This is a genomic window from Neobacillus drentensis, assembly GCF_036965645.1.
Lineage (GTDB): Bacteria > Bacillota > Bacilli > Bacillales > Cytobacillaceae > Neobacillus > Neobacillus drentensis_D.
Genome location: NZ_JBALPZ010000012.1, coordinates 21546 through 45510 on the forward strand (window position 1 = coordinate 21546; position 23965 = coordinate 45510).

General features: G+C 39.6%; 22 protein-coding genes and 4 tRNA genes. All 26 read left to right on the top strand.

All coding sequences use genetic code 11. The features are described 5' to 3' along the window. The first annotated feature begins 33 nt into the window (after positions 1-33). The 26 genes from V7266_RS01850 (at position 34) to V7266_RS01975 (ending at position 23886) form a co-directional block, all read left to right on the top strand. Entirely contained in the window at positions 34-918 is an 885-nt protein-coding gene (locus tag V7266_RS01850; RefSeq protein ID WP_335465526.1) for a mechanosensitive ion channel family protein, read from the top strand. A 13-nt stretch (positions 919-931) separates the two neighbouring features. Further along, entirely contained in the window at positions 932-1129 is a 198-nt protein-coding gene (locus V7266_RS01855) for a DUF951 domain-containing protein (RefSeq protein ID WP_098530218.1), read from the top strand. A 77-nt stretch (positions 1130-1206) separates the two neighbouring features. Continuing rightward, on the top strand, positions 1207-3219 hold the full coding sequence (locus V7266_RS01860; protein WP_335465527.1) for a molybdopterin-dependent oxidoreductase: 2013 nt from the start codon (positions 1207-1209) through the stop codon (positions 3217-3219). Between the two features lie 115 nt (positions 3220-3334). Beyond that, complete coding sequence (gene ychF, locus V7266_RS01865) at positions 3335-4435, top strand: redox-regulated ATPase YchF (RefSeq protein WP_335465528.1); 1101 nt, start codon at positions 3335-3337, stop codon at positions 4433-4435. A 213-nt stretch (positions 4436-4648) separates the two neighbouring features. Then, a complete protein-coding gene (gene rpsF, locus V7266_RS01870) occupies positions 4649-4936 on the top strand; it encodes a 30S ribosomal protein S6 (protein WP_098530221.1) in 288 nt (95 codons plus the stop codon). A gap of 68 nt (positions 4937-5004) precedes the next feature. After that, positions 5005-5526 (top strand): single-stranded DNA-binding protein, encoded by a 522-nt coding sequence (ssb, locus tag V7266_RS01875; protein ID WP_144566168.1) that lies wholly within the window; start codon positions 5005-5007, stop codon positions 5524-5526. A 50-nt stretch (positions 5527-5576) separates the two neighbouring features. Continuing rightward, positions 5577-5816 carry a 30S ribosomal protein S18 gene (gene rpsR, locus V7266_RS01880; protein ID WP_007088219.1) on the top strand — a complete coding sequence of 80 codons (240 nt, stop codon included), beginning with the start codon at positions 5577-5579 and terminating at the stop codon, positions 5814-5816. A 122-nt stretch (positions 5817-5938) separates the two neighbouring features. Beyond that, positions 5939-6883 carry a YybS family protein gene (locus V7266_RS01885; protein ID WP_335465529.1) on the top strand — a complete coding sequence of 315 codons (945 nt, stop codon included), beginning with the start codon at positions 5939-5941 and terminating at the stop codon, positions 6881-6883. 21 nt (positions 6884-6904) lie between these two features. Then, entirely contained in the window at positions 6905-8878 is a 1974-nt protein-coding gene (locus tag V7266_RS01890) for a DHH family phosphoesterase (protein ID WP_335465530.1), read from the top strand. Further along, the gene (rplI, locus tag V7266_RS01895) at positions 8875-9324 is read left to right on the top strand and encodes a 50S ribosomal protein L9 (RefSeq protein ID WP_335465531.1); all 450 of its coding nucleotides are present in this window, start codon (positions 8875-8877) and stop codon (positions 9322-9324) included. The genes V7266_RS01890 and rplI overlap by 4 nt, the downstream gene beginning before the upstream one ends. A 158-nt stretch (positions 9325-9482) precedes the next feature. Continuing rightward, a complete protein-coding gene (dnaB, locus tag V7266_RS01900) occupies positions 9483-10835 on the top strand; it encodes a replicative DNA helicase (RefSeq protein WP_098530226.1) in 1353 nt (450 codons plus the stop codon). A gap of 183 nt (positions 10836-11018) precedes the next feature. Beyond that, positions 11019-12311, top strand: a complete 1293-nt coding sequence (locus V7266_RS01905) for an adenylosuccinate synthase (protein ID WP_335465532.1) — start codon at positions 11019-11021, stop codon at positions 12309-12311. A 276-nt stretch (positions 12312-12587) separates the two neighbouring features. Beyond that, positions 12588-12663 (top strand) — tRNA-Lys (locus V7266_RS01910). Between the two features lie 32 nt (positions 12664-12695). Next, positions 12696-12767: transfer RNA gene (locus V7266_RS01915), tRNA-Glu, on the top strand. A gap of 64 nt (positions 12768-12831) precedes the next feature. Next, positions 12832-12908 (top strand) — tRNA-Asp (locus V7266_RS01920). Positions 12909-12914: 6 nt separating this feature from the next. Continuing rightward, positions 12915-12987: transfer RNA gene (locus tag V7266_RS01925), tRNA-Phe, on the top strand. Positions 12988-13383: 396 nt separating this feature from the next. Further along, a complete protein-coding gene (locus V7266_RS01930; RefSeq protein WP_335465533.1) occupies positions 13384-14832 on the top strand; it encodes a M23 family metallopeptidase in 1449 nt (482 codons plus the stop codon). 322 nt (positions 14833-15154) lie between these two features. Beyond that, a complete protein-coding gene (yycF, locus tag V7266_RS01935) occupies positions 15155-15865 on the top strand; it encodes a response regulator YycF (protein ID WP_335465534.1) in 711 nt (236 codons plus the stop codon). 7 nt (positions 15866-15872) lie between these two features. Next, positions 15873-17705 (top strand): cell wall metabolism sensor histidine kinase WalK, encoded by a 1833-nt coding sequence (walK, locus tag V7266_RS01940; protein WP_335465535.1) that lies wholly within the window; start codon positions 15873-15875, stop codon positions 17703-17705. Continuing rightward, positions 17702-19027, top strand: a complete 1326-nt coding sequence (locus V7266_RS01945; protein WP_335465536.1) for a YycH family regulatory protein — start codon at positions 17702-17704, stop codon at positions 19025-19027. The genes walK and V7266_RS01945 overlap by 4 nt, the downstream gene beginning before the upstream one ends. Next, on the top strand, positions 19014-19811 hold the full coding sequence (locus tag V7266_RS01950) for a two-component system regulatory protein YycI (RefSeq protein ID WP_335465537.1): 798 nt from the start codon (positions 19014-19016) through the stop codon (positions 19809-19811). The genes V7266_RS01945 and V7266_RS01950 overlap by 14 nt, the downstream gene beginning before the upstream one ends. 6 nt (positions 19812-19817) lie before the next feature. Beyond that, complete coding sequence (locus tag V7266_RS01955) at positions 19818-20612, top strand: MBL fold metallo-hydrolase (protein ID WP_335465538.1); 795 nt, start codon at positions 19818-19820, stop codon at positions 20610-20612. Between the two features lie 128 nt (positions 20613-20740). Then, positions 20741-21976: a S1C family serine protease gene (locus V7266_RS01960; protein ID WP_335465551.1), complete on the top strand. Its 1236-nt coding sequence runs from the start codon at positions 20741-20743 to the stop codon at positions 21974-21976. Positions 21977-22086: 110 nt separating this feature from the next. Continuing rightward, positions 22087-22245: a CxxH/CxxC protein gene (locus V7266_RS01965; RefSeq protein WP_335465539.1), complete on the top strand. Its 159-nt coding sequence runs from the start codon at positions 22087-22089 to the stop codon at positions 22243-22245. 100 nt (positions 22246-22345) lie between these two features. Next, positions 22346-22825, top strand: coding sequence for a 23S rRNA (pseudouridine(1915)-N(3))-methyltransferase RlmH (rlmH, locus tag V7266_RS01970; protein ID WP_335465540.1), 480 nt, complete (start codon positions 22346-22348; stop codon positions 22823-22825). Between the two features lie 167 nt (positions 22826-22992). Beyond that, positions 22993-23886, top strand: a complete 894-nt coding sequence (locus V7266_RS01975) for a LysR family transcriptional regulator (protein ID WP_335465541.1) — start codon at positions 22993-22995, stop codon at positions 23884-23886. The last annotated feature ends 79 nt before the right edge of the window (positions 23887-23965 follow it).

Here is a 23965-nt window from a genome sequence, read left to right on the forward strand (position 1 = left end):
TAAAATGGTAAAAAGGGTTGAGGAAGGTGACTCATGAGTATTACACAAAGAGGAATACAAAAGCTTATCAATAAATATCAAAATGAAGATACATGGTTGAATATAGGCGAAGGCTTGCTTAAAATAATGGTAATCATGCTGATTGCTAATATTCTAATCCGAATCGGCAAATTGGCGATTCATAATATTTTTAAAATCAGGACCCTCTCTCCGTTGAACACGTCAGAAAGAAGGGAAGCTACACTCTCTAAACTGCTCGACAATATCCTTACTTATGTCGTTTATTTTATTGCTTTTATGATGATCCTGTCGGTGCTGGGAATCGATGTGAAAGCACTAATTGCCGGAGCTGGTGTGGTTGGCTTGGCAGTCGGTTTCGGTGCCCAGAGCTTGGTGAAGGATGTCATTTCCGGATTCTTTATCATTTTTGAGGATCAGTTTTCCGTTGGCGATCATGTTCGAATCGGACAGTTCGAAGGCAATGTCCAATCGATTGGATTAAGAACGACGAAATTAAAAAGCTGGACTGGAGAAGTTCATATTTTACCTAATGGAAACATAATGGAAGTAACAAACTTCTCACTTAATAATAGTTTAGCCATAATTGATGTGGGAATTGCTTATGAAGAGGATCTTGATAAGGCTGAGCAGGTTATTAAGGACTTACTTGACGAAATGCCAGAAAAATATGAAGAGTTGGTTCGAGTACCTGATTTTCTAGGTATTCAAAACTTCAGTCCGTCTGAAGTGACATTGAGAATTGTTGCAGAAACACTGCCAATGCAGCATGCTGCTGTAGCAAGGAAAATGCGCAAGGATATTAAACTTTCTTTAGATGGGCATGGAATTGAAATCCCATATCCACGAATGGTTATGTATTCGAAGGATAACGGAAGTATAAAAGAGCCGAGTGTATAAGGGGGATAAACTGATGGAGGAAAAGGAATTTGCCCTGAATGACGTTGTTGAAATGAAGAAACAACATCCATGTGGAACCAATCGCTGGAAGATTATTCGGATGGGAATGGATGTCCGAATTAAATGCGAGGGCTGCGGTCATAGTGTTTTAATCCCAAGAAGAGAGTTCTCACGGAAAATGAAAAAGATTTTAGTTAAGCATGAAGGATAATTTTTCATGCTTCTTTTTTTATTTAGCCCTATTATGTTAGTCAATTAATAGAAATATAGAAGACGGGGGTGGAGTTGTTGACAGAAATACGTAAGGCTGCATGTCCGCTAAACTGCTGGGATAGCTGCGGGTTTAAGATAACAGTTGACGATGGCAAAGTTGTCAAAGTCGAGGGGGATGAGACACATCCGATCACTAGAGGTAAAATTTGCGGACGAGGGCGGATGCTGGAGAAAAGAACAAACTCCGAGCAGCGTCTTTTATATCCTTTAAAAAAGGTAAATGGTGAATTTATACAAATTTCTTGGGAACAGGCGCTTGATGAAATAGCCGCGGAGTTTCGTGAAATAAAACAAACAGTTGGGACGACTGCCGTACTGCACAGTCATGACTATGCCAATAATGGAATTTTAAAAAACTTAGACCAGCGTTTTTTTAATTGTTATGGCGGGGTAACGCAAGTTTATGGCTCGCTCTGCTGGGGGGCAGGGATTGAAGCCCAAAAGTGGGATTTCGGCAATGCTTACAGCCATGAACCGGATGATATAATTAACAGCAAAAACATTGTTATCTGGGGACGAAATGTCGCCAGAACCAATATGCACCTATATGAAAGATTGCTAGAAGCAAAAAAACAAGGTATTAAGTTATTTGTGATTGATCCGCTCTATAATGCGACGGCCAAACAAGCGGATGATTTTATTACCGTAAGACCGGGAATGGACGGAATATTGGCTGCTGGGATTATGAAGGAAATACTCCGGCTTGGGCTAGAGGACCGGGATTTTATTGAGCAATCCACACATGGATTCGAAGATTTAGCAGGGCTTCTTGATAGTATTTCTCTAGAAAAAATTAGTGAAATGACGGAAGTTTCGTGTGAGATGATCACCCAATTAGCACTTGTGTACAGTGACAGGCCTACTGCCACTTATATGGGTTTAGGAATGCAGCGATATGAAAATGGCGGCAATACCATTCGGTTAATTGATGCTCTTGCAGCTATTAGCGGGAATATTGGCCTTCGAGGAGGCGGTGCCAATTATGCCAATCTCCAGGTCGGTCAAAGTTTCGCTTTTGATGAGTTAACGCTTCCACAGCGTAAACAAAACAGTCGCCAATTTTCAATGATGCAGCAGGCGGAAGAGATCTTAAAGGCAGCTGACCCGTCCATTGAAATGATTGTGGTGACATGTGGGAATCCTCTCACTCAGGTCCCGGATAGCCGTGTAGTTGAAAAGGCGTTCTCTTCTGTGCCAACAGTTGTGGTGCTGGAACAATTCATGACCGATACTGCTTTAATGGCCGATTATGTTTTACCGACGACCACTGCTTTTGAAGAAGAAGATTTTTATTACTCTTCTATGTATCATCACTATATAAATTATAGCCCCAAACTGGTTTCAGCCCCTGGAGAAGCGAAATCTGATTTATGGATTTGGACACAGCTGGCAGAAAGACTTGGATTTGGTGAGGATTTTGCCTACACACGGGATGAATGGCTAAGGATGACTTTGAAGCCGCTGGAAGATTCGGGCATTACTCTTGAAAAATTAAAAGAGCTGCACACGATGGAACTGCCAGTTGAAAAGGTACCATGGCGTAATCGTAAATTCCAAACTCCAACAGGAAAATTTGAATTTACTTCCCATATAGGTCAGTCAAAGGGCAAAAGCGGATTGTTATCATTAGCTGTTCCAAACGAATCCAAGTGGAAAAATCGTTTGCTCGCCAAAACTTATCCTTATCAGCTGCTGACCATCCATCCACTGCGTTCGAACCATTCGCAGAATTATCACCTTTTAGGGGATAACCTTAAGCTTAAAGTTGAGATTGCCCCGAATATTGCAGAAGATCAGGGATTATCAAACGGTGATTATGTAAGGGTATGGAATGACCGCGGTGAAGTGATGGGGTATATTTCCATATTAGTCAAGGCGCATCCTAATACGATTAATATTGATGAAGGTATTTGGAAGAAATTTGGCGGCTCTGTTAATCAACTGACCTCGAGCCGGGAATCAGATAATGGTCTTGGCAGTACACTTTATGACTGTCTTGTAAACCTTGAAAGAATTAAAACAAACTAACTGCCGCACAAAAGCGGCAGTTGTATTTTTTATAACAGTTGCCTTATAATTGTGAGAGGCTTTTTAATATAAAAGAACTTATTTTTATATAGATGAATATTAGGAGTGAACGTGAATGGCTTTAACAGCTGGTATTGTTGGTTTGCCGAACGTTGGTAAGTCGACATTATTTAACGCAATAACACAAGCAGGAGCGGAATCAGCGAATTACCCCTTCTGTACGATTGACCCAAACGTAGGAATTGTTGAAGTACCGGACCATCGCCTGCAAAAATTAACTGAACTAGTGCAGCCAAAAAAGACAGTTCCAACGGCATTTGAATTTACCGATATTGCCGGAATTGTAAAGGGTGCTAGTAAAGGTGAAGGACTCGGAAACAAGTTCCTTTCTCATATTCGCCAGGTAGACGCGATTTGTCAGGTAGTACGATGTTTTGCAGATGAAAACATCACTCACGTATCAGGTAAGGTTGACCCAATTGATGATATCGAAACCATCAATCTTGAGTTAATCTTAGCGGATATGGAATCAGTGGAAAAGCGAATTAGCCGGGTAGAAAAATTGGCCAAGCAAAAAGATAAGGATGCAGCTGCTGAATTTGAAGTTCTTTCCATGCTGCGTGATGCTTTTGAAGCAGAGAAACCTGCTCGTACAGTTGATTTCACGGACGAACAAATGAAATTAGTAAAAGGTCTCCATCTTTTAACGATTAAGCCTGTTCTTTATGTGGCTAATGTAAGTGAAGATGATATTGTGGATCCCGCTGATAATGAATATGTTCAAAAAGTTCGCGAATTTGCTGCTGCTGATAATGCGGAAGTTATTGTGATTTGTGCGAAAATAGAAGAAGAAATTGCGGAACTTGAAGGCGAAGAAAAGGCGATGTTCCTTTCAGAACTTGGCATCGAGGAATCTGGTTTAGATCAATTAATCCGTGCTGCCTACAGCCTGCTTGGTTTAGCAACTTACTTCACAGCAGGTGTACAGGAAGTTCGTGCTTGGACTTTTAGAAAAGGAATGAAAGCTCCACAATGTGCTGGTGTTATTCACTCTGACTTTGAACGCGGATTTATCCGTGCGGAAACTGTATCTTTTGATGACTTATTGGCTGCTGGCAGTCATAATGCGGCAAAGGAAGCAGGAAAGGTCCGCTTAGAGGGTAAGGAGTATGAAGTAAAAGACGGCGATGTCATTCATTTCCGTTTTAACGTATAGTATTGACAAGGCTCTGCTTGATTGCGGGGCCTCTTTTTAAGCTCTGTGGGAACTTTCACCTTTTTTTATAAAAGCCATTCTATAATAAAAGTGGCAGTACGGTGAAGGACATTGCTTTTTAATTTCTTCTGTGCTATAATCTTAACTTGTGAGTAATTAATAATTGCTCCTTGCCCATAAGTGGGCCGTTTAGACCAAAAGGAGGTGACTGTGATGAATAAGTACGAAATCATGTACATCATCCGCCCAAATATTGAAGATGAAGCAAAGAAGGCTCTTGTTGAGCGTTTTAACACAATTCTTCTTGAAAACGGTGCGGAAACTGCTGAAACAAAAGATTGGGGTAAGCGCCGTCTAGCATACGAAATCAACGATTTCCGTGACGGATACTACGAAATCGCCAAAACTACATCTTCAGCTGCTGCAGTACAAGAATTTTCTCGTCTTGCAAAGATCAGCGAAGATATCATTCGCCATATCGTAATTAAAGAAGAAGCTTAAGAATTATAGATATCTTGATAAAATGTTTCATGTGGGACATTTTACCAAAAGAAAAGGAGTTGATTCTGATGATGAATCGTGTCGTTCTTGTCGGCCGTTTAACAAAAGATCCTGATTTGCGTTATACACCAAATGGGGTTCCTGTTGCTACTTTTACTTTAGCTGTTAATCGCCCATTTTCTAGTCAGTCAGGTGAGCGTGAAGCAGACTTTATTAACTGTGTTGTTTGGCGTAAACCTGCTGAGAATGTGGCAAACTTCCTGAAAAAAGGCAGCCTTGCAGGTGTTGATGGCCGTATTCAAACGCGCAACTATGAAGGACAAGATGGTAAACGTGTTTACGTTACAGAGGTTCAAGCGGAAAGTGTTCAATTTCTAGAGCCTAAGTCGTCTTCTGGTGGTGGCGGAAGAAGCAACAACGATTATTATGGTGCCCCTCCTATGGAACCACAACAAGGTAATTCATATGGCAGCGGCAATCAGAATCAACGTCCAAACCAAAATCAAAACAAAGGGTTTACCCGCATGGATGAAGATCCATTTGCAGGAACTGGTCAGATTGACATCTCTGATGACGATCTTCCATTCTAAAGTAACCTTTTAAACGTTATCATAATAAAACAATGAAGGAGGGAATTTTCATGGCAGGAGGACGTAAAGGCGGTCGCGCAAAGCGTCGTAAAGTGTGCTATTTCACAGCAAATGGTATCACTCGCATCGATTACAAAGATGTAGATTTACTTAAAAAATTCATCTCTGAGCGTGGAAAAATTTTACCACGTCGTGTAACTGGTACTAGCGCTAAATATCAACGTAAACTAACAGTTGCAATCAAACGTGCACGTCAAATGGCATTACTACCATTCGTGGCTGGTGAATAATAAAGTAAAGCTAGAAAGACAGTAAGGACATCCTTACTGTCTTTTTCTTTTATCAAAAGTTGTATCAAAACAAGTATGTGGCTAAAATAAAGAATAGATGTAATTATTTATGAGGTGTTGAAGTGAAAAATGTCCGGAATTTAACGGAAGGGGCTATTCTTTTAGCTGCCTTTACTGTATTTTTATTAATAACCATCTACATACCACCCTTAAGTGTAATCAGTGTTTTTATCCTGCCACTGCCATTTATCATGTTTTCGGCGAAAAATAACCTGAAATCTATTGCTGTCTTTTTTATTGCAGCTATTTTGATTTCGTTTATCTCTAGTTCCTTCCAAGGCCTGGGGTTAATAGTCCTATTTGGTGCTGCTGGAGTTGTCATGGGCTATATAACTCAAAAAACAAAAAGCCGCTCAGCTGTTTTAATAGGAGGTACACTTACCTTTATTATTGGATTGATCATTACTTATACTGTACTTGTTACGGTTATGAATATCAATTTTATCCATGAGCTAAATGTAATGTTAGAACAATCCATGAAGCAATCACAGGCGATGCTGCAGGCATTAGGTAAAGAAGATCAGATAAAACTCTTGCAGGAGCAAAATGCTAATTTAATTAAAAACATCAAGGCTTTGGCACCGGGGTATTTAATAACGGTGGCGATTGTGTATGCTTTTATTACGCAGTGGATTTGTTTTCCTATTGCCAAAAGATTTGGTGTTGCGGCTCCATCATGGGGGAAATTTAGGAATCTTATGCTCCCAAAAAGTCTCTTATGGTATTACTTAGCAGCATTAGGAGGCTACTTATTATTTCATCCTGAAGAGGGTACCTATTTATATCTAGCCATTGTTAATGCCAGATTTATTTTAGAATGGTTTATATTTTTACAGGGATTAGCTTGTTTATTTTATATTTTTTATCAGCGTTCGATTGGAAAAGGCTTTGCCGTCTTCATTGTAATTCTATCTTTCATCATACCGATTGTTCATTATATAATAATGATATTAGGAATTACTGATTTAGGATTTGATTTTAGAAAGCGATTTTCCAAAAAAGAGTAAAACGTCAAGGAGCTGAAGACTTTGCCTGCATTTTTTGAAAAGCGGTCAATTCGTTACCCTTTTTATGGGCTTATTGGCGTTACTGTGATTCTGCTTATCATCCTCCTTTTATATAATTGGATTTTGAGCGTCGCTGGGTTTTTATTAATGTTAGTGCCCCTCTACTATATGTTAGTCATTGACCGCAGAGAGCGTAAAGAGATGGAAAAATATATTTCTACCCTGTCCTATCGAGTGAAAAAGGTTGGCGAGGAAGCCCTGATGGAAATGCCCATCGGAATCATGCTGATTAATGAGGAGTATTATATCGAGTGGACAAATCCTTATCTTTCCTCCTGTTTTGATGAGGTTACATTAGTAGGCAGATCACTTTATGATGTTGCAGATGCGTTAATTCCTTTAATTAAACAAGAGGTAGAAACAGAAGTTTTTACCCTTCATGAGAGAAAATTTCGGGTTGTTCATAAACGTGAAGAACGGCTGCTATATTTCTTTGATGTAACGGAGCAAACGGAGATTGAGAAAAAATATCAGGATGATCGAACCGTTATTGCAACGATTTTTCTTGATAATTATGATGATCTTACCCAGGGTATGGATGATCAAATGCGCGGCAGCATTAATAATTTAGTTACGTCGATATTAAATAAATGGGCCCAGGATAATGGTCTTTATTTAAAAAGGGTTTCATCTGAACGCTTTATTGCGGTATTTAGTGAAAGAATTCTTCGTATTCTTGAAAAAGGCAAGTTCACGATCCTCGATGAAGTGAGAGAAATGACCTCTAAGCAAAATGTCACTTTTACATTGAGTATCGGTGTTGGTACAGGAGTAACTTCCCTTCCCGAATTAGGCGCCCTGGCACAATCCAGCCTTGACTTAGCCCTAGGCAGAGGCGGTGACCAAGTGGCCATTAAATTGCCAAGCGGCAAGGTGAAATTTTTTGGGGGCAAAACGAACCCTGTTGAGAAACGGACAAGAGTGAGAGCAAGAGTCATCTCCCATGCCATCAGGGATTTAATAATCGCTAGTGATAAGGTCATCATCATGGGGCATAAGAACCCTGATATGGATTCAATTGGTTCAAGTATTGGGATTTATAAGGTAGCTCAAATGAACCAGAAGGAAGCCTATATTGTTGTTAATATGCAGGAGATGGAAAGTGGAGTAAAAAGGTTAATGGAAGAAATACGCCACCAAGAAGAATTATATTCTTACTTCATTGACCCTGAACTTGCTTTAGAAATTGCTACCGAAAAAACATTGCTTGTCATTGTTGATACCCATAAGCCTTCTATGGTGATTGAGGAACGGTTATTAAATAAAATAGATCATGTTGTAGTGATTGACCATCACCGCCGCGGTGAAGAGTTTATTGCCAATCCTCTGCTTGTGTATATGGAACCCTATGCCTCCTCAACAGCTGAGCTTGTGACGGAATTTTTGGAATATCAGCCAAAACGGAGTAAAATTGAAATGATAGAGGCGACTGCTCTTTTAGCCGGAATTATTGTTGATACAAAAAGCTTTACATTAAGAACCGGGTCACGGACGTTTGATGCAGCTTCTTATCTGCGTGCCCATGGAGCTGATACGATTCTTGTTCAAAAGCTTTTAAAAGAAGACGTCGATACATATATAAAACGATCGAAGTTAATTGAATCGGTGTCTTTCTATCGTGATGGGATTGCCATTGCTAAAGGCTCAGAGCAAGAACCGTATAACCAAGTAGTGATTGCTCAGGCTGCAGATACCTTATTAACGATGGATGGCGTGCTTGGGTCCTTTGTTATCGCAAAAAGAGACGAAGGCGTGATTGCTATCAGTGCTAGGTCACTTGGAAATATTAATGTGCAAGTGATTATGGAAAGCCTTAAAGGCGGAGGCCATTTAACGAATGCAGCTACCCAGCTGACGGGGCTGACAATTGATGAAACAGAAGTCCAATTAAAGCTGGCGATTGATGATTATTTTGAGGGAGTGAAAAAAGAATGAAAGTCATTTTTTTAAAGGATGTTAAAGGTAAAGGTAAAAAGGGAGAAGTTAAAAATGTTGCCGATGGGTATGCCCATAACTTTTTAATTAAACAAGGCCTGGCTATTGAGGCGAATAATGCTAATATTAGTTCTCTTGATGCTCAAAAGAAAAAGGAAGAAAAAGCTGCTGCCCAAGAGCTTGCTGAGGCTAAAGAGCTGAAGGAAGTTTTAGATAAAACGACCGTTGAACTGAAAGCCAAAGCCGGTGAAGGCGGAAGACTGTTTGGTTCCATTACCACCAAGCAAGTTGCAGAAGAATTACAAAAGAAACATGGCATTAAAATTGATAAACGTAAAATGGAATTAGATGATGCGATTCGGACATTAGGACATACAAAGGTCCCTGTAAAGCTTCATCATGAAGTGACTGCGACGTTAACGGTTTCAGTAACTGAAATCAAATAAGGTGAAAATTTGCCAGTACGAAAGTACCAAAAAACATGTTAGAATAATTTAAGTAGCAATTCACTTGTGATCGGTTATAACTGGTCACTTTTTTCTTTTAAATATATGATATTTTTAATATAGTTATTTATCCTTCTAAGCTAGGAGGTTTTTGATAGATGAATGATGTATTAGCCGATCGTATGCCGCCGCAAAATATCGAGGCGGAACAAGCTGTTCTAGGAGCTATCTTTTTAGAGCCTTCTGCACTGACTTTGGCTTCAGAAATATTAATTCCTGAGGACTTTTACCGCGCCTCTCACCAGAAAATTTTTAATGTTATGCTGGATCTAAATGATCAAGGGAAAGCCGTTGACCTTGTGACGGTAACAGAGGAACTTGCAGCTGCTAAATTGATTGAGGATATAGGCGGGGTTAGTTACTTAAGTGATTTGTCCGGTTCTGTACCGACGGCAGCTAACATAGAGTATTATGCTAGAATTGTAGAGGAGAAATCTTTACTTAGAAGATTAATCCGTACAGCCACTAATATTGCTTCTGATGGGTATTCTAGAGAAGACGAAGTAGAAGCACTTTTAAGTGAAGCAGAAAAAAGCATTATGGAAGTGGCCCAAAGAAAGAATGCAGGAGCATTCCATAATATTAAAGATGTTCTTGTCCGAACATATGATAATATCGAGGAAATGCATAACCGTGTTGGCGATATTACCGGGATTTCAACGGGGTTTGCTGAGCTTGACAGAATGACAGCTGGATTCCAACGTAATGATTTGATCATTGTGGGTGCCCGTCCTTCTGTAGGTAAAACGGCCTTTGCTTTAAATATTGCCGCAAATGTGGCTACAAAGACAGGTGAAAATGTAGCTATCTTCAGTCTTGAGATGGGTGCTGAACAGCTGGTTATGCGTATGCTTTGTTCGGAAGGAAATATTGATGCGCAAAGACTTCGTACTGGTTCTTTAACGGATGATGACTGGGGCAAGTTAACAATGGCAATGGGCAGTCTTTCAAACTCTGGTATCTTTATCGATGATACTCCAGGGGTTAGAATCAGTGATATCCGTTCAAAATGCCGCCGTCTTCAGCAGGAGCATGGCCTCGGTATGATTTTAATTGACTACCTGCAGCTGATTTTAGGAAGCGGCCGTTCGGGTGAAAACCGTCAGCAGGAAGTTTCAGAGATTTCCCGTTCACTTAAGCAATTAGCCCGTGAACTTAAGGTCCCTGTTATTGCCCTTTCGCAGCTATCCCGTGGCGTTGAGCAGCGTCAGGATAAACGTCCGATGATGTCCGATATTCGTGAATCTGGTAGTATTGAGCAGGACGCTGATATCGTGGCGTTCTTATATCGTGATGACTACTATGATAAGGAATCTGAGAATAAAAATATTATCGAAATCATTATAGCCAAACAGCGCAATGGCCCAACTGGAACCGTTGCATTAGCTTTTGTAAAGGAATATAACAAATTCGTAAACCTAGAGACACGTTACGAACCTCCGGGCGCGTAGTTGTTTTACAAAGGATCAGGCCTATTTGGCTGATCCTTTTTTTATTTTCATATATTAATATATTTACGAACGTATTTTTCTAGAGTTATAGGAAATGTTCGTGTTTTGTTGACTTTACTCCGCTAAAATTGATAAAATATGTGTAGGATTAAATTAGAAGCAGAAATTTCGGAGGTGCCATTCATGTCATCAGTAGTCGTTGTTGGAACACAGTGGGGAGACGAGGGAAAAGGGAAAATTACCGATTTCCTTTCTGAGAATGCAGAAGTGATTGCACGTTATCAAGGTGGAAATAATGCTGGACACACCATCAAGTTTAACGGTGAAACTTATAAGTTACATTTAATACCATCAGGGATTTTTAATAAAGAAAAAATTAGTGTCATTGGCAATGGAATGGTTGTTGATCCAAAGGCACTTGTAGAAGAGCTTGCGTATTTACATGAAAAGGGTGTAACTACGGATAATCTTCGGATTAGTAACCGTGCCCATGTTATCCTTCCTTATCATTTAAAATTAGACGAAGTAGAAGAATTACGTAAAGGTGCAAATAAAATCGGTACGACAAAAAAAGGTATTGGCCCAGCCTATATGGATAAAGCAGCACGTGTTGGGATTCGAATTGCTGATTTGCTTGACCGTGAGATTTTTGAAGAAAAGTTAGAGCAGAATTTAGAAGAAAAAAATCGTTTATTTGAACGAATTTACGAGACAGACGGCTTCAAAAAGGAAGATATTTTAGATGAATACTTTGAGTATGGGCAGCAAATTGAAAAATATGTTTGTGATACCTCTGTTGTATTAAATGATGCTCTAGATGATGGCAAACGTGTTCTATTTGAAGGTGCCCAAGGCGTTATGCTTGATATTGACCAAGGTACATACCCATTCGTAACTTCTTCAAATCCTGTTGCAGGTGGAGTAACCATTGGGTCTGGTGTAGGTCCTTCTAAAATCACTCATGTAGTGGGTGTTTGTAAGGCTTATACCTCCCGTGTAGGTGATGGTCCATTCCCTACGGAGTTAAATAATGAAATTGGAAATCGTATTCGTGAAGTAGGCCGCGAGTACGGTACAACAACAGGCCGTCCTCGCCGTGTAGGCTGGTTTGATAGTGTTGTCGTGCGCCATGCCCGTCGTGTCAGCGGCTTAACCGATTTATCTCTAAATTCTATTGATGTGTTAACAGGCATTGAAACATTAAAGATTTGTACGTCTTATCGCTATAAAGATGAAGTTATTACTGAATATCCAGCAAATCTAAGAATCCTATCGCAATGTGAACCAATTTATGAGGAGCTTCCTGGCTGGACCGAAGATATTACTGGCGTTAAATCTTTGGATGAGCTTCCTGTGAACGCCCGCCATTACGTTGAGCGTGTAACCCAGTTGACAGGAGTACCGTTAACCACCTTCTCTGTCGGCCCAGATCGCACTCAAACAAATGTAGTCCGCAGCCCTTGGAGACAAATATAAAAGCGAAAGCGCCTTGTCCAGGGGCGACAGGCATAAGACAAGCCGGCGAGAAGGCTGCTCTTTAGCCTTCTTGACGGATTGGCTTATGACCCCGAGCCCCTAGGCGCTGCAGCTAGATAATTATCAAAGATAAAAACGATACATTCATTCTTAATGAGAGGCCCTCTTTTATGAGGGCTTCAAACTTTATTAAAAAACTTTTAAAAAAGTATTGCACTAGCTATAACATCCATGCTATTATAAAAAGCGTCGTCACGATACGATGTTAAAAAGTACGAGCCATTAGCTCAGTTGGTAGAGCATCTGACTTTTAATCAGAGGGTCGAAGGTTCGAGTCCTTCATGGCTCACCAGTTTTTGCCTAGCAAAATAACATTCAATATATGGCCCCTTGGTCAAGCGGTTAAGACACCTCCCTTTCACGGAGGTAACACGGGTTCGAGTCCCGTAGGGGTCATGGCTTTTGATTGTCAGTAAGTGACTGGCAAGGACGGTTTCCTTGCTGACGATCAATTTAATCTGGTCTGGTAGTTCAGTTGGTTAGAATGCCTGCCTGTCACGCAGGAGGTCGCGGGTTCGAGTCCCGTCCAGACCGCCACTAGTTGGCTCAGTAGCTCAGTCGGTAGAGCAAAGGACTGAAAATCCTTGTGTCGGCGGTTCGATTCCGTCCTGAGCCATTTAAAAAGAAGCTGCATATGCATGCTTCTTTTTTTATTTTTTTATAATGTTCTTACCACAAAAAAGCCTTTTTCTTACTCACGTCCCTATTCAAACTCCTCACCCCACAACCCACCCAATATATTACTATGTTACCATCCATCCTCTTTACTTTAAGGATTATTCTCCCATTTCTAATAACAAATTCGACAAATCTATGATGAAAATATGACTAGAAATGTGTCGTGAAAATGTAAAAAGTGTCAGCAGTTATACAAATTTGTTACATTATGAAGACTATTAATCTATGAAAATAAAACTATGTTAAAGTAATAATGGTCAAAAATATGGGAAAATTCTTTACTAGATATACATAAAAGACGAATAAAGATTTTACCGTGGTTTAGGGGGAGAAAATGCTATTTTCGAATAAGGGAAGTAAAACAAATAAATACTTAATGCTAAAAACAGCGGTCATTACTGCTATGGCGGCATCGGTGATTGCGTTTAGTAATGGTCCTATTGCCTTAGCCTTAGCATCAAATTCAACTAGAATCTATCATGTATATTTAAATGGTACCTACATTGGCAATGTTACAGATAAGAATGTAGTGAATAAATTAATTGCCGAGAAAGTAGATAATGCAAAGAAATCGTTTACAAACGTTGACTTAAAGATTGATCCACAAGTTCAATACATACCGGAGCAGGTCAGTAACTCAACAGCTAATAATCAAGAAACAGTTAATCACTTTAATAATATCTTCCAGCTAGAGGCGGAATCATCAGCCATAATGATAGATGGGAGACCGGTGGTTTATCTCGATAATAAAGCTTCTGCTGAAGAAGTAATAAAAAAACTCAAGCTGCAATATGTTTCGGAAGGACAACTAAATGAACTGGAGGCAAGGAAAGAACAAAAAGATGCAGTTCTGCCCCCTCTTCAAGAAAATGAAACTCGTTTATTAGACGTCCGCTTATCAAAGAGCGTATCAATTGAGAAAAAGAATATTACGCCAGAGAAGGTTATGACCGCTGATGATGCAGTAACCTTTTTACAAAAGGGCACTTTAGAGGAAAAGAATTATGCAGTTGCAGCGGGTGATGCCCTCGAAACCATTGCTCATAAGCATGGCTTAAAAGTGGTAGATTTAATCGCATTAAATCCTGGTTTAAAGGCGGACAGCGTCTTAAAGGTTGGTCAGGAACTAAATGTTACAGAACTAAAACCGTTTATTGAAGTGATTGTTGATAAGGAAGTCAGTCAAAAGGAAGTGATTCCATTTGCTAACCAAGTGGTTGAGGATGCCTCTTTACCAAAGGGAGAAACAAAGGAAAAGCAGCCTGGGCAGAATGGATCTCGTCTGGTTACCTATCAGATTTCGGAACAAAACGGTACAGCTGTTAAAAAAGAACAGTCCAATGAGCGAAATGTTATCCAGCCTGTTAATCATATTGTAGTAAAAGGGACGAAAGTAATCCCTTCGCGCGGTGAGGGCAGCTTTGCCTGGCCGGCTGTCGGCGGATATGTATCCAGCAAGCAGGGCATGCGCTGGGGCAAAATGCATAAAGGCATTGATATTGCTAGACCAAGTAATAAGACGATAAAGGCCGCTGATAATGGTGTGGTGGTTTTTGCCGGCTGGAGCAATGGTTACGGGAACAAAATTATTATTGACCATCACAATGGTTTCCGTACTCTTTACGGGCACATGTCATCCTTAAATGTCAAAGCAGGCCAGACAGTGTCAAAAGGGACTGCTATTGGAATTATGGGGGCAACTGGTGACGCCACCGGAGTTCATCTTCATTTTGAAGTTTATAAAAATGGGAGTCTGGTCAACCCGCTATCTTATTTACATTAATGGTAAGAGTCTCTAGTTTACTGCTAGAGGCTCTTCTATTTTGTTTTGAATAATGCCCTGCACGAGCTCGTGGTCATGGCGCTTCCGCTTTTCCTTATTTGCCAATTGCTACTTATAGATGAATTTCTACTTATAAAATGGTAAAGTAAAATAGAATAGGTATGACTATGACCTCTAGAAACTTATTGGTAAAGGAGCGGAGCGTCGCAAAAGCGAATCTGTTTTACCATTCTGAGCAAAATATAAATTTTTCACTTTTAACTGATTTAAGCTTGAGCTTGTTCACACCGCCTTATTCAATTAAATGAAAAGGAGTAATTTTATGGAAAAGAAGATACTTGTTGTAGATGATGAAAAACCGATTGCAGATATTTTACAATTTAACTTAAAAAAAGAAGGTTATATCGTTTATTGTGCTTATGATGGAAATGAGGCTATTCAGTTGGTTGAGGAAATTCAGCCTGATTTAATCCTCTTAGATATCATGCTTCCCTTACGCGACGGTATGGAAGTATGTCGTGAAGTTCGAAAAAAATATGAAATGCCTATTATCATGCTGACAGCAAAGGACTCTGAAATTGATAAAGTGTTAGGTCTTGAATTAGGGGCAGATGATTATGTAACGAAGCCGTTTAGTACAAGGGAATTAATTGCCCGTGTCAAAGCGAACTTACGCCGTCATAATCAAATCTTAGCACAGCCGGACGCTGAAAATGAAACGAATGAAATTGAGGTTGGCTCACTTGTGATTCATCCCGATGCTTATGTTGTTTCAAAACGAGGCGAAACCATTGAACTGACCCATCGTGAATTTGAGCTTCTTTATTATTTAGCACAGCATATTGGCCAAGTCATGACAAGAGAACACCTGCTGCAAACGGTATGGGGTTATGACTATTACGGTGATGTAAGGACTGTCGATGTAACGGTTAGGCGCTTGCGTGAAAAAATTGAGGATAGCCCAAGCCATCCAACATGGATTGTCACTCGCCGCGGGGTTGGCTACTATTTGCGCAATCCTGAACAGGAGTAATGAACGGATGAAAAAGGTTGGTTTCTTTCGCTCAATCCATGTTAAGTTTGTCCTCATCTATGTCCTCTTAATATTAGTAGCGATGCAAATCATCGGCGTTTACTTTGTAAGACAGCTCGAAGAAACGCTGCGGACGAACTTTCAAACTTCGATCAAGCAGAGAGTCGATTTGCTGGCCTATAATGTTGTTGAGGAAATGAAAAAGGAACGAAAGCCAGAGGATCCAACACTTGAGGAGGATTTGAAAAAAATTCTTAAAGACTTTGATGCGGGTGATAGTGATGTATCGGAAGTCCGAGTGATTGAGAATAGGTCCCTAAAAATACTTGGTACCTCACAGCCGGGGAACCAAGGAGTTGTCGGTCAAAGAACAACAGAGCTTCAGGTAAAACAGTCTATGGTATTAGAGGAAGACCAAAGCACGATCAAAATTGACCGGCAGACTGGACATCGAATTTGGGTCCTCTCCACTCCTATCAAGTCAGGTAAAAAAGTCATTGGTGCCATCTATTTAGTCGCAAAAATAGAAAATGTGTTCGAGCAGATGAAGACCATTAATGGAATTTTTGCTACTGGTACGGCGATTGCTTTATCAATTACTGCAGTTTTAGGTATATTGTTAGCCCAAACCATTACGAGGCCGATAGCCGATATGAAAAAGCAGGCAATGGCAATGGCAAAGGGGAATTTCTCACGTAAGGTTAAGGTATATGGTCAGGATGAAATAGGTACGCTGGCTGTTACTTTTAACCACTTAACAAAAAAGCTGCAGGAAGCCCAGGCCATGACAGAAGGGGAACGGAGGAAACTTTCATCTGTCCTTTCTTACATGACAGATGGGGTTATTGCGACTGACCGGAAAGGCCGTGTCATTTTAATTAATGATCCAGCAGCCGAAATGCTGGATGTTTCACGTGAAACAGTTTTATCTCAGCCAATTGTTGAGTTATTGGATTTAGATGATACTAATACATTTGAAGACCTTCTTGAAGAAAATGACTCCTTAATTTTAGATTATAGTACGAAATCGGAACGCTACTTTTTAAGAGCTAATTTCTCTATTATTCAAAAGGAGACAGGCTTTGTTAATGGTTTAATTTGTGTACTGCATGATATTACCGAGCAAGAAAAGATTGATGCGGAGAGAAAAGAATTTGTGGCCAATGTTTCACATGAATTAAGGACACCTCTTACCACTATGCGCAGTTATTTAGAGGCACTGGCAGATGGCGCATGGCAGGATCCAGAAATTGCTCCTAACTTCTTAGAAACAACAAGAACAGAAACAGAAAGAATGATTCGTCTTGTCAATGATTTGCTCCAATTATCGAAAATGGATAGTACCGATTACAAGCTGACAAAGGAATGGGTTAACTTTGTCGGTTTTTACGACCGCATTATCGATCGGTTTGAAATGTCAAAAGAACAAAATGTAACCTTTAAACGAAAGCTTCCTGCTCAGGCAATCTTTGTAGAAATAGATGAAGATAAAATGACCCAGGTTTTATACAACATTATTTCCAACGCCTTAAAGTATTCCCCTGAGGGCGGACAGGTTACTTTTTCGATAAAAGAAAAAGAAGATAAAATTATCGTCAGCGTTTCTGACCAAGGAGTAGGAATTCCAAAAGAGAATATTGGTAAAATCTTTGACCGATTTTACCGGGTTGATAAGGCAAGGACCCGTAAATTGGGTGGTACCGGTCTAGGACTTGCCATTGCTAAGGAAATGGTTAAGGCTCATGGCGGGGCGATCTGGGCAACAAGTGCCGAAGGAAAAGGAACAAAGATTTCCTTTTCACTCCCATACGAGCGGTCTGAAGAGGATGAATGGTCATGAGATACGAGAATATTAAATCAGGAATATTAACTATATTAGTCTTAATGAGCCTTCTGTTAACGTGGAATCTTTGGACATACCAGCCTAACTATGACACCATGGAAAATAGTAAGACAGTAGCAGAAGTAACAGTGGATGAAAAACAAGAAGTGACGAAAATTGTCAGACCTGATCAAGTATTATTTCATGTAAAGGGCCAGCACTATGGGACTAATAATCCAGATGAATTGGAAAAATTGATAAAGGAAATGAGCAGCTGGGCCATCACTGATGTGAAAAAATATACCGACAAGGTTGGAAATCTAGATGGTTTTATTCAGGGCAGCGGAAAAGCTGAACTGATCTTTCCTGGTGATGTCCCAATTGAATTATATCGAAGTGTCTTAAATATCGAGGGAAAAAAAGTTCCGTCCTTCAATTTTAATCGGATTATCATCAATGTGGATGATATGGAAAAAGGCAGCGGAATTGTTTATTTTGCTTCCACCGAATCTCAGCAGGTCTATATGAGTCATATTTTAGCAACCAATTTAACTGAGTTTAATCGAGAATATTATAAAAATGCTGCTCATTATCCAAAGTTTTTTGCCTATAAGGCATCTGAAAAAAGGACGATCTTTCTCCCAGAGGATAAAACTAAAATGAGTACCTATAAGTATTTGCCTGTAACGCTTAATTCAGATGAATTCAAAGATGCTCTGTTTGACGATCCAAGTTTTGTTCAAAGAAGCTCGATACCCCATGGTGAGGAATTTACGAATGACTCTAGTAAGATGACAGTTAACTATGATAGTAATATTCTGCAATATATCAATCCGACAACGGACGATAGCTTTGTTGAAAGTTCCTACGATTTAGTTAAGAGAAGTATTGATTTTGTCAATGAACACGGCGGCTGGACAGATCCGTTTCGCTATGTTTCTAAAAGTGAATACAAACGATCTGTTACCTTTCGCTTATACAGTACGGATGGCTACCCTATCTTTAATGATAGTGGACTTTCAGAAATAAACGAGGAATGGGGACGTGACGAGATTAATAAATATGTCCGCCCAAATATTACTTTAGACCTTCCATTAATAACAGAAATGCAAAAAGTTACACCTCCCTCAGGGCATGAAGTTTTAACGCTCTTACAAAGTAATAAGAACTTTAAGCCTGAGCTCCTCGAAGAACTAGTCCTTGGCTATCGAATGGAAAGGGATTTGGAGGAGAATAAACTGATTCTCTTAGAACCTGTTTGGTTTTATCGATATGATAAAACGTGGGGTCAGATTACACTGAGAGACTTTGGAGGTGGCACCGTACATGGATTGGAGTAAAATAAAAACTATTTTTATTATTACGTTTTTGATCTTAGATGTGTATCTGTTATTTCAATTCATGAAAATACGGGATGCCAATAAATATGAGGTCATAACAGAGACTTCCATTGAAGATAAATTAAAAGCAGATGAGATTAAATATGTAGAGCTCCCTAAGACCCCAATTAAAGATCAGTATCTCAGTGCTAAGCCTAAGACCTTTACAAAAGCAGATATGGCCAAATTGAAAGATCAGCGGGCCACAAATGTTGAGCCCAGTTCAACCCTTGTGGTCACGCTGGATAATCCGATTCAGCTAGGTTCTAAATTTCAACCAGCTGACCTAGCTTCTTTTTTAAAAGAAGATATTCTCTACGGTGACCATTATCAATTTTGGGAAAAAGATGATAAGAAACATACGATTACCTACTTCCAACAATATGAAAGCTATCCGTTATATGAAAATATTAATGGTATGATTACGTTTACTGTGAATGAGGATAATCAGATTACTTCTTATCAGCAAACCTATCTTGAAGAAGTCCAAAAGTTAACGGCTAAGGAAGAGCTTCTTCCACCTTTAAAGGCGATTGAAACACTGCATCAAAAAGGTATATTAAAGCCAAAAAGTAAAATCACCAAAATTGAACTTGGCTATTCAACACTTATTCAGCTTGCTGCATCCCAAGCATTGGCGCCAACCTGGCGTATCGTGGTAAATGATAAGGAAAGTTTGTTCGTCAATGCATTTGAAGGTCAGATCATTGAATTTAATAGCAAGGAAAATAGTAAAGTGGAGTGAAAAAGAATGTCGTTACGATATAGCATCCTAGCAAGCGGCAGTACAGGGAATGCCTTGTATGTAGAGTCAGATGAACATTCCTTTTTAGTAGATGCCGGTTTCAGCGGAAAACAGATGGAGTCCCTTTTTGGACAGATTGACCGTGATATCAGCAAGCTTTCCGGCATTTTTGTTACACATGAGCACAGTGACCATATCAAGGGAATTGGTGTTCTCGCCCGTAAATATCATTTGCCAGTCTTTGCAAATGAGAAAACATGGCGGGCCATGGAAAGTTCTGTAGGAGTGATTCCTACGGAGCAAAAATTTGTTTTTAATATGGAAACCGTCAAGAGCTTTGGTTCCACAGATATTGAATCGTTTGGTGTGTCCCATGACGCAGCAGAACCCATGTTTTATGTGTTTCATCATGCAGGAAAAAAACTAGTACTGATTACGGATACGGGCTATGTGAGTGACCGGATGAAGGGTACAATTTCAAATGCAGATGTCTACATCTTCGAATCCAATCATGATGTGCAGATGCTGCGGATGGGCAGATATCCGTGGAATATTAAGCGTCGGATCTTAAGCGATGTTGGACATGTTTCAAATGAAGATGCAGCCCTTGCCATGAGTGATGTGGTCGGTGACCGGACAAAAAGGGTGTATCTCGCCCATTTAAGCCTTGATAATAATATGAAGGATTTAGCGAAAATGGCGGTTGCACAAACCTTAGAAAGCCGCGGTTTAATGGTCGGTGAACAGTTTGACCTTTACGATACGGATCCAAAAATCCCAACCATTTTAACAGCTGTATAATTTATCAGATGGAGGTCATTTAGACCTTCATTTTTTTATTAGTTGGTTGTTATATTTAGTAATTTTAGGGAAAACAATTATAATTGATAGTAGGAGCGAAAATGTTTTTGAAGAAGGGAATGGTGTTAATGGGCTATTATGATGATCATTCACAAGGACGCTATCGTGAACAGAGAGGCAGAAAAGGCGGTGTATTTTTTGCAGGCTTGGCTGGTGCGATCATCGGGGCAATTCTAGTGATTTTTTCCATCCCAACTCTATCAAAGCAAGGAATATTGCCTTATAAACTGGCTGTAGATCAAAATCAAGCAGCTGAAACGAATAATACGGATAATCAACAAAATGTTGTTACAAAGGTTTCATATGATGTGAATACAAATACAACAAAAGCTGTTGAAAAAACAGGCGCGGCTGTTGTTGGCATCAATAATATCCAATCTACAAGCTTTTGGTCGGATAGTGGTGATTCTTCAGAAGAATCAGCCGGGACAGGTTCAGGGGTTATTTATAAAAAGGCAGGCAATAAAGCGTATGTCGTGACGAACCATCATGTTGTAGAAGGTGCGATGAGCCTAGAGGTAACCTTGGATGATGGAACAAAAATTCCTGCAAAGCTGCTTGGCAGTGATATATGGACAGACTTAGCTGTGCTTGAAATTGATGCGGGGAAGATTAAAAAAGTGGCGGAATTCGGAAATTCTGACAGCTTGAAAATGGGAGAACCCGTTATTGCGATTGGTAATCCGCTAGGGGCAACTTTTTCTGGGTCAGTGACCCAAGGGATTATTTCAGGTCTGAAGCGGACCATTCCAGTGGATATCAATCAGGATGGTGTGGTCGATTGGCAGTCTGAGGTATTACAAACGGATGCGGCGATTAACCCTGGTAACAGTGGCGGAGCGTTAATCAATATGGCTGGACAAGTAATCGGAATAAATTCCATGAAAATTTCTCAGGAGGCCGTTGAGGGAATTGGTCTCTCCATCCCAATTAATTCGGCTAAACCTATTATTGATGACCTTGAACAGTTTGGTGTAGTGAAACGCCCGTATATGGGTGTCGATTTAAAATCAGTCAGTGAAATACCAGCGTATTATCAAGAGCAAACGTTAAAATTACCGCGTGATGTCAATTATGGTGTAGCCCTTCGCCAGGTGGTAGCCAATTCTCCAGCAGCCCAAGCAGGGTTAAAAGAGCTGGATGTGATTGTGGAAATGGATGGGGAAAAAATAAATGATGTAATCGACCTTCGAAAACATCTATATCAGGAAAAGAAAATCGGCGAGAAATTAAAGGTAAAGTATTATCGTGAAGGAAAGTTAAAAGAAACTACCTTAACGTTGTCAGGCGAAAAACTGGAATAAGCATTGATCTGGGGAAGTGGCGATTCACTTTCCCATTTTCTTTTGTATGATATGATAGATGAGGTCAAAAAATAATCATAATGATTTTTGTTTGAAAGTGAGGAGTAAGAATGATCTATAGCTGTGAAGAACACGTTGACATTGCATTAGATGATATTGTGGATAAGTATCAGACATATCCAGTTTTATCACAAATATCTGTGGATAATCCAACTGCTAGTTGTGAATATTGCGAAAAACGGGCTGTATATATGGTGGCGAACAAATGATTCCATACAAGATGTGGATAAAAAATGTGAATATGTGGATAACTTCTGTGGATATCTTGTTTGTAAGCTGTTTGTAATTTAGTTGAAAAGGTTGTGGATTGTGAATATCTCGATCATAACAGTTGGTAAGTTAAAAGAGAAATATTTACGGCAGGGAATTGAAGAATATCTAAAGAGATTATCTGCTTATGCAAAAGTTGAAATGGTAGAGGTAGCAGATGAAAAGGCTCCTGAGGAATTAAGTGAGCTGGAAATGCTGCAGGTCAAGCATAAAGAAGGCGAACGGATTTTAGCTAAGATCGGCCAAGATACATATGTGATTGCGTTAGCGATTCAAGGAAAACTTCAGTCATCGGAGGAGCTGGCTAAAAACTTAGACAGGCTCGCTACTTATGGGAAAAGTAAGATTGCCTTTGTGATTGGAGGTTCGCTTGGTTTGAGTGATGAAGTCATCAAACGCTCAAATGAGCAGCTGTCTTTTTCACGAATGACCTTCCCTCACCAATTAATGAGGCTGATTTTAGTAGAACAGATTTATCGGGCGTTTAGGATTAATCGGAATGAACCGTATCATAAATAAATGAGGTTTTAATATAAATTAATTAATTAAAAGCCTGCCAGCTCATGAGTAAGCTTAAGGTTTAATATGTTTCCCTTTTGGGTATGACACAAGTGCTTGTCTTTAAAGAAAAATTTGTGGTAAACTAGTCTATCTTTAAAAAAGAAAAATAAGGTGTTTGATTATAATTGGAAATTAAACAGTTGCAATTTTTTATTGAAGTTACGCGTACTGGTAGTTTTACCAGTGCAGCAGAAAATCTTTTCATTACGCAGCCTGCCCTCAGCAGAACTATTAAATCATTGGAAGACGAACTTGGCACAAAGCTTTTTGTTCGAACAAGGAAAAAGTTGATCTTAACCGATGCAGGACGTGTCCTAAAAAAACATGCATTAAAAATTGAAGAACAGCTGCAGCAATTGGATGAGGAAATGGATAAGATGTTAATGCTAAAAAAAGGACACATCCGTATCGGGCTCCCTACAGTAACCAATTCTACTTTTTTCTCAAAACTTCTTGCTTCTTTTCATCAAGAATATCCAGAAGTTACGTTCCAATTGGAAGAGGACGGATCAAAGCCAATTGAACAGAAGATTATCAATGGTTTACTTGATTTTGGTATTGTCTTTCTCCCTGACAAAAATGAAAGTATTGACTATTATACGTTTATTAATGAGAAACTAAAACTGGTTATTCCCGCCTCCCACCGTTTTATCGGCAAACAGGAAGTGACATTGCAAGAGCTGAAAGAAGAAAATTTTATTATGTTTAACCGAGATTTTGAATTAAGGAGTCTGGTTATTGCTGCATGCAGAGGAGTTGGTTTTCAACCGACCATTATTTCGGAAACATCACAATTAGATTTTATCCAAGAAATGGTTGCTTCTAATCTGGGTATTACCTTGCTGCCTGAGAGTATATGTATGGATTTAACACATGATATTCAAACAATCTCAATAACCAACCCGACAATCCGATGGAGTTTAGCATTGATCTGGAAAACGGATGCGTACATGTCACAGGTTGAGAAAGAATTTATCCGGTTTGCAAAAGTGAAGCTGTCGGAAGTAACCTTACCGTGATTCATAATCTATGATAGAAGATTTCAGCAATGGATTTTTATGCCGTGTCTACAAACAAAACGAGGCTGGGAGGGGGAAT

Coding starts and splice junctions, on each gene's coding strand:
- V7266_RS01850 (WP_335465526.1), top strand. CDS start 34: ATGAGTATTACACAAAGAGGAATACAAAAGCTTATCAATAAATATCAA.
- V7266_RS01855 (WP_098530218.1), top strand. CDS start 932: ATGGAGGAAAAGGAATTTGCCCTGAATGACGTTGTTGAAATGAAGAAA.
- V7266_RS01950 (WP_335465537.1), top strand. CDS start 19,014: ATGGATTGGAGTAAAATAAAAACTATTTTTATTATTACGTTTTTGATC.
- V7266_RS01905 (WP_335465532.1), top strand. CDS start 11,019: ATGTCATCAGTAGTCGTTGTTGGAACACAGTGGGGAGACGAGGGAAAA.
- rplI (WP_335465531.1), top strand. CDS start 8,875: ATGAAAGTCATTTTTTTAAAGGATGTTAAAGGTAAAGGTAAAAAGGGA.
- dnaB (WP_098530226.1), top strand. CDS start 9,483: ATGAATGATGTATTAGCCGATCGTATGCCGCCGCAAAATATCGAGGCG.
- ychF (WP_335465528.1), top strand. CDS start 3,335: ATGGCTTTAACAGCTGGTATTGTTGGTTTGCCGAACGTTGGTAAGTCG.
- yycF (WP_335465534.1), top strand. CDS start 15,155: ATGGAAAAGAAGATACTTGTTGTAGATGATGAAAAACCGATTGCAGAT.
- rpsR (WP_007088219.1), top strand. CDS start 5,577: ATGGCAGGAGGACGTAAAGGCGGTCGCGCAAAGCGTCGTAAAGTGTGC.
- rpsF (WP_098530221.1), top strand. CDS start 4,649: ATGAATAAGTACGAAATCATGTACATCATCCGCCCAAATATTGAAGAT.
- ssb (WP_144566168.1), top strand. CDS start 5,005: ATGATGAATCGTGTCGTTCTTGTCGGCCGTTTAACAAAAGATCCTGAT.
- V7266_RS01945 (WP_335465536.1), top strand. CDS start 17,702: ATGAGATACGAGAATATTAAATCAGGAATATTAACTATATTAGTCTTA.
- V7266_RS01955 (WP_335465538.1), top strand. CDS start 19,818: ATGTCGTTACGATATAGCATCCTAGCAAGCGGCAGTACAGGGAATGCC.
- V7266_RS01930 (WP_335465533.1), top strand. CDS start 13,384: ATGCTATTTTCGAATAAGGGAAGTAAAACAAATAAATACTTAATGCTA.
- walK (WP_335465535.1), top strand. CDS start 15,873: ATGAAAAAGGTTGGTTTCTTTCGCTCAATCCATGTTAAGTTTGTCCTC.
- V7266_RS01965 (WP_335465539.1), top strand. CDS start 22,087: ATGATCTATAGCTGTGAAGAACACGTTGACATTGCATTAGATGATATT.
- V7266_RS01960 (WP_335465551.1), top strand. CDS start 20,741: ATGGGCTATTATGATGATCATTCACAAGGACGCTATCGTGAACAGAGA.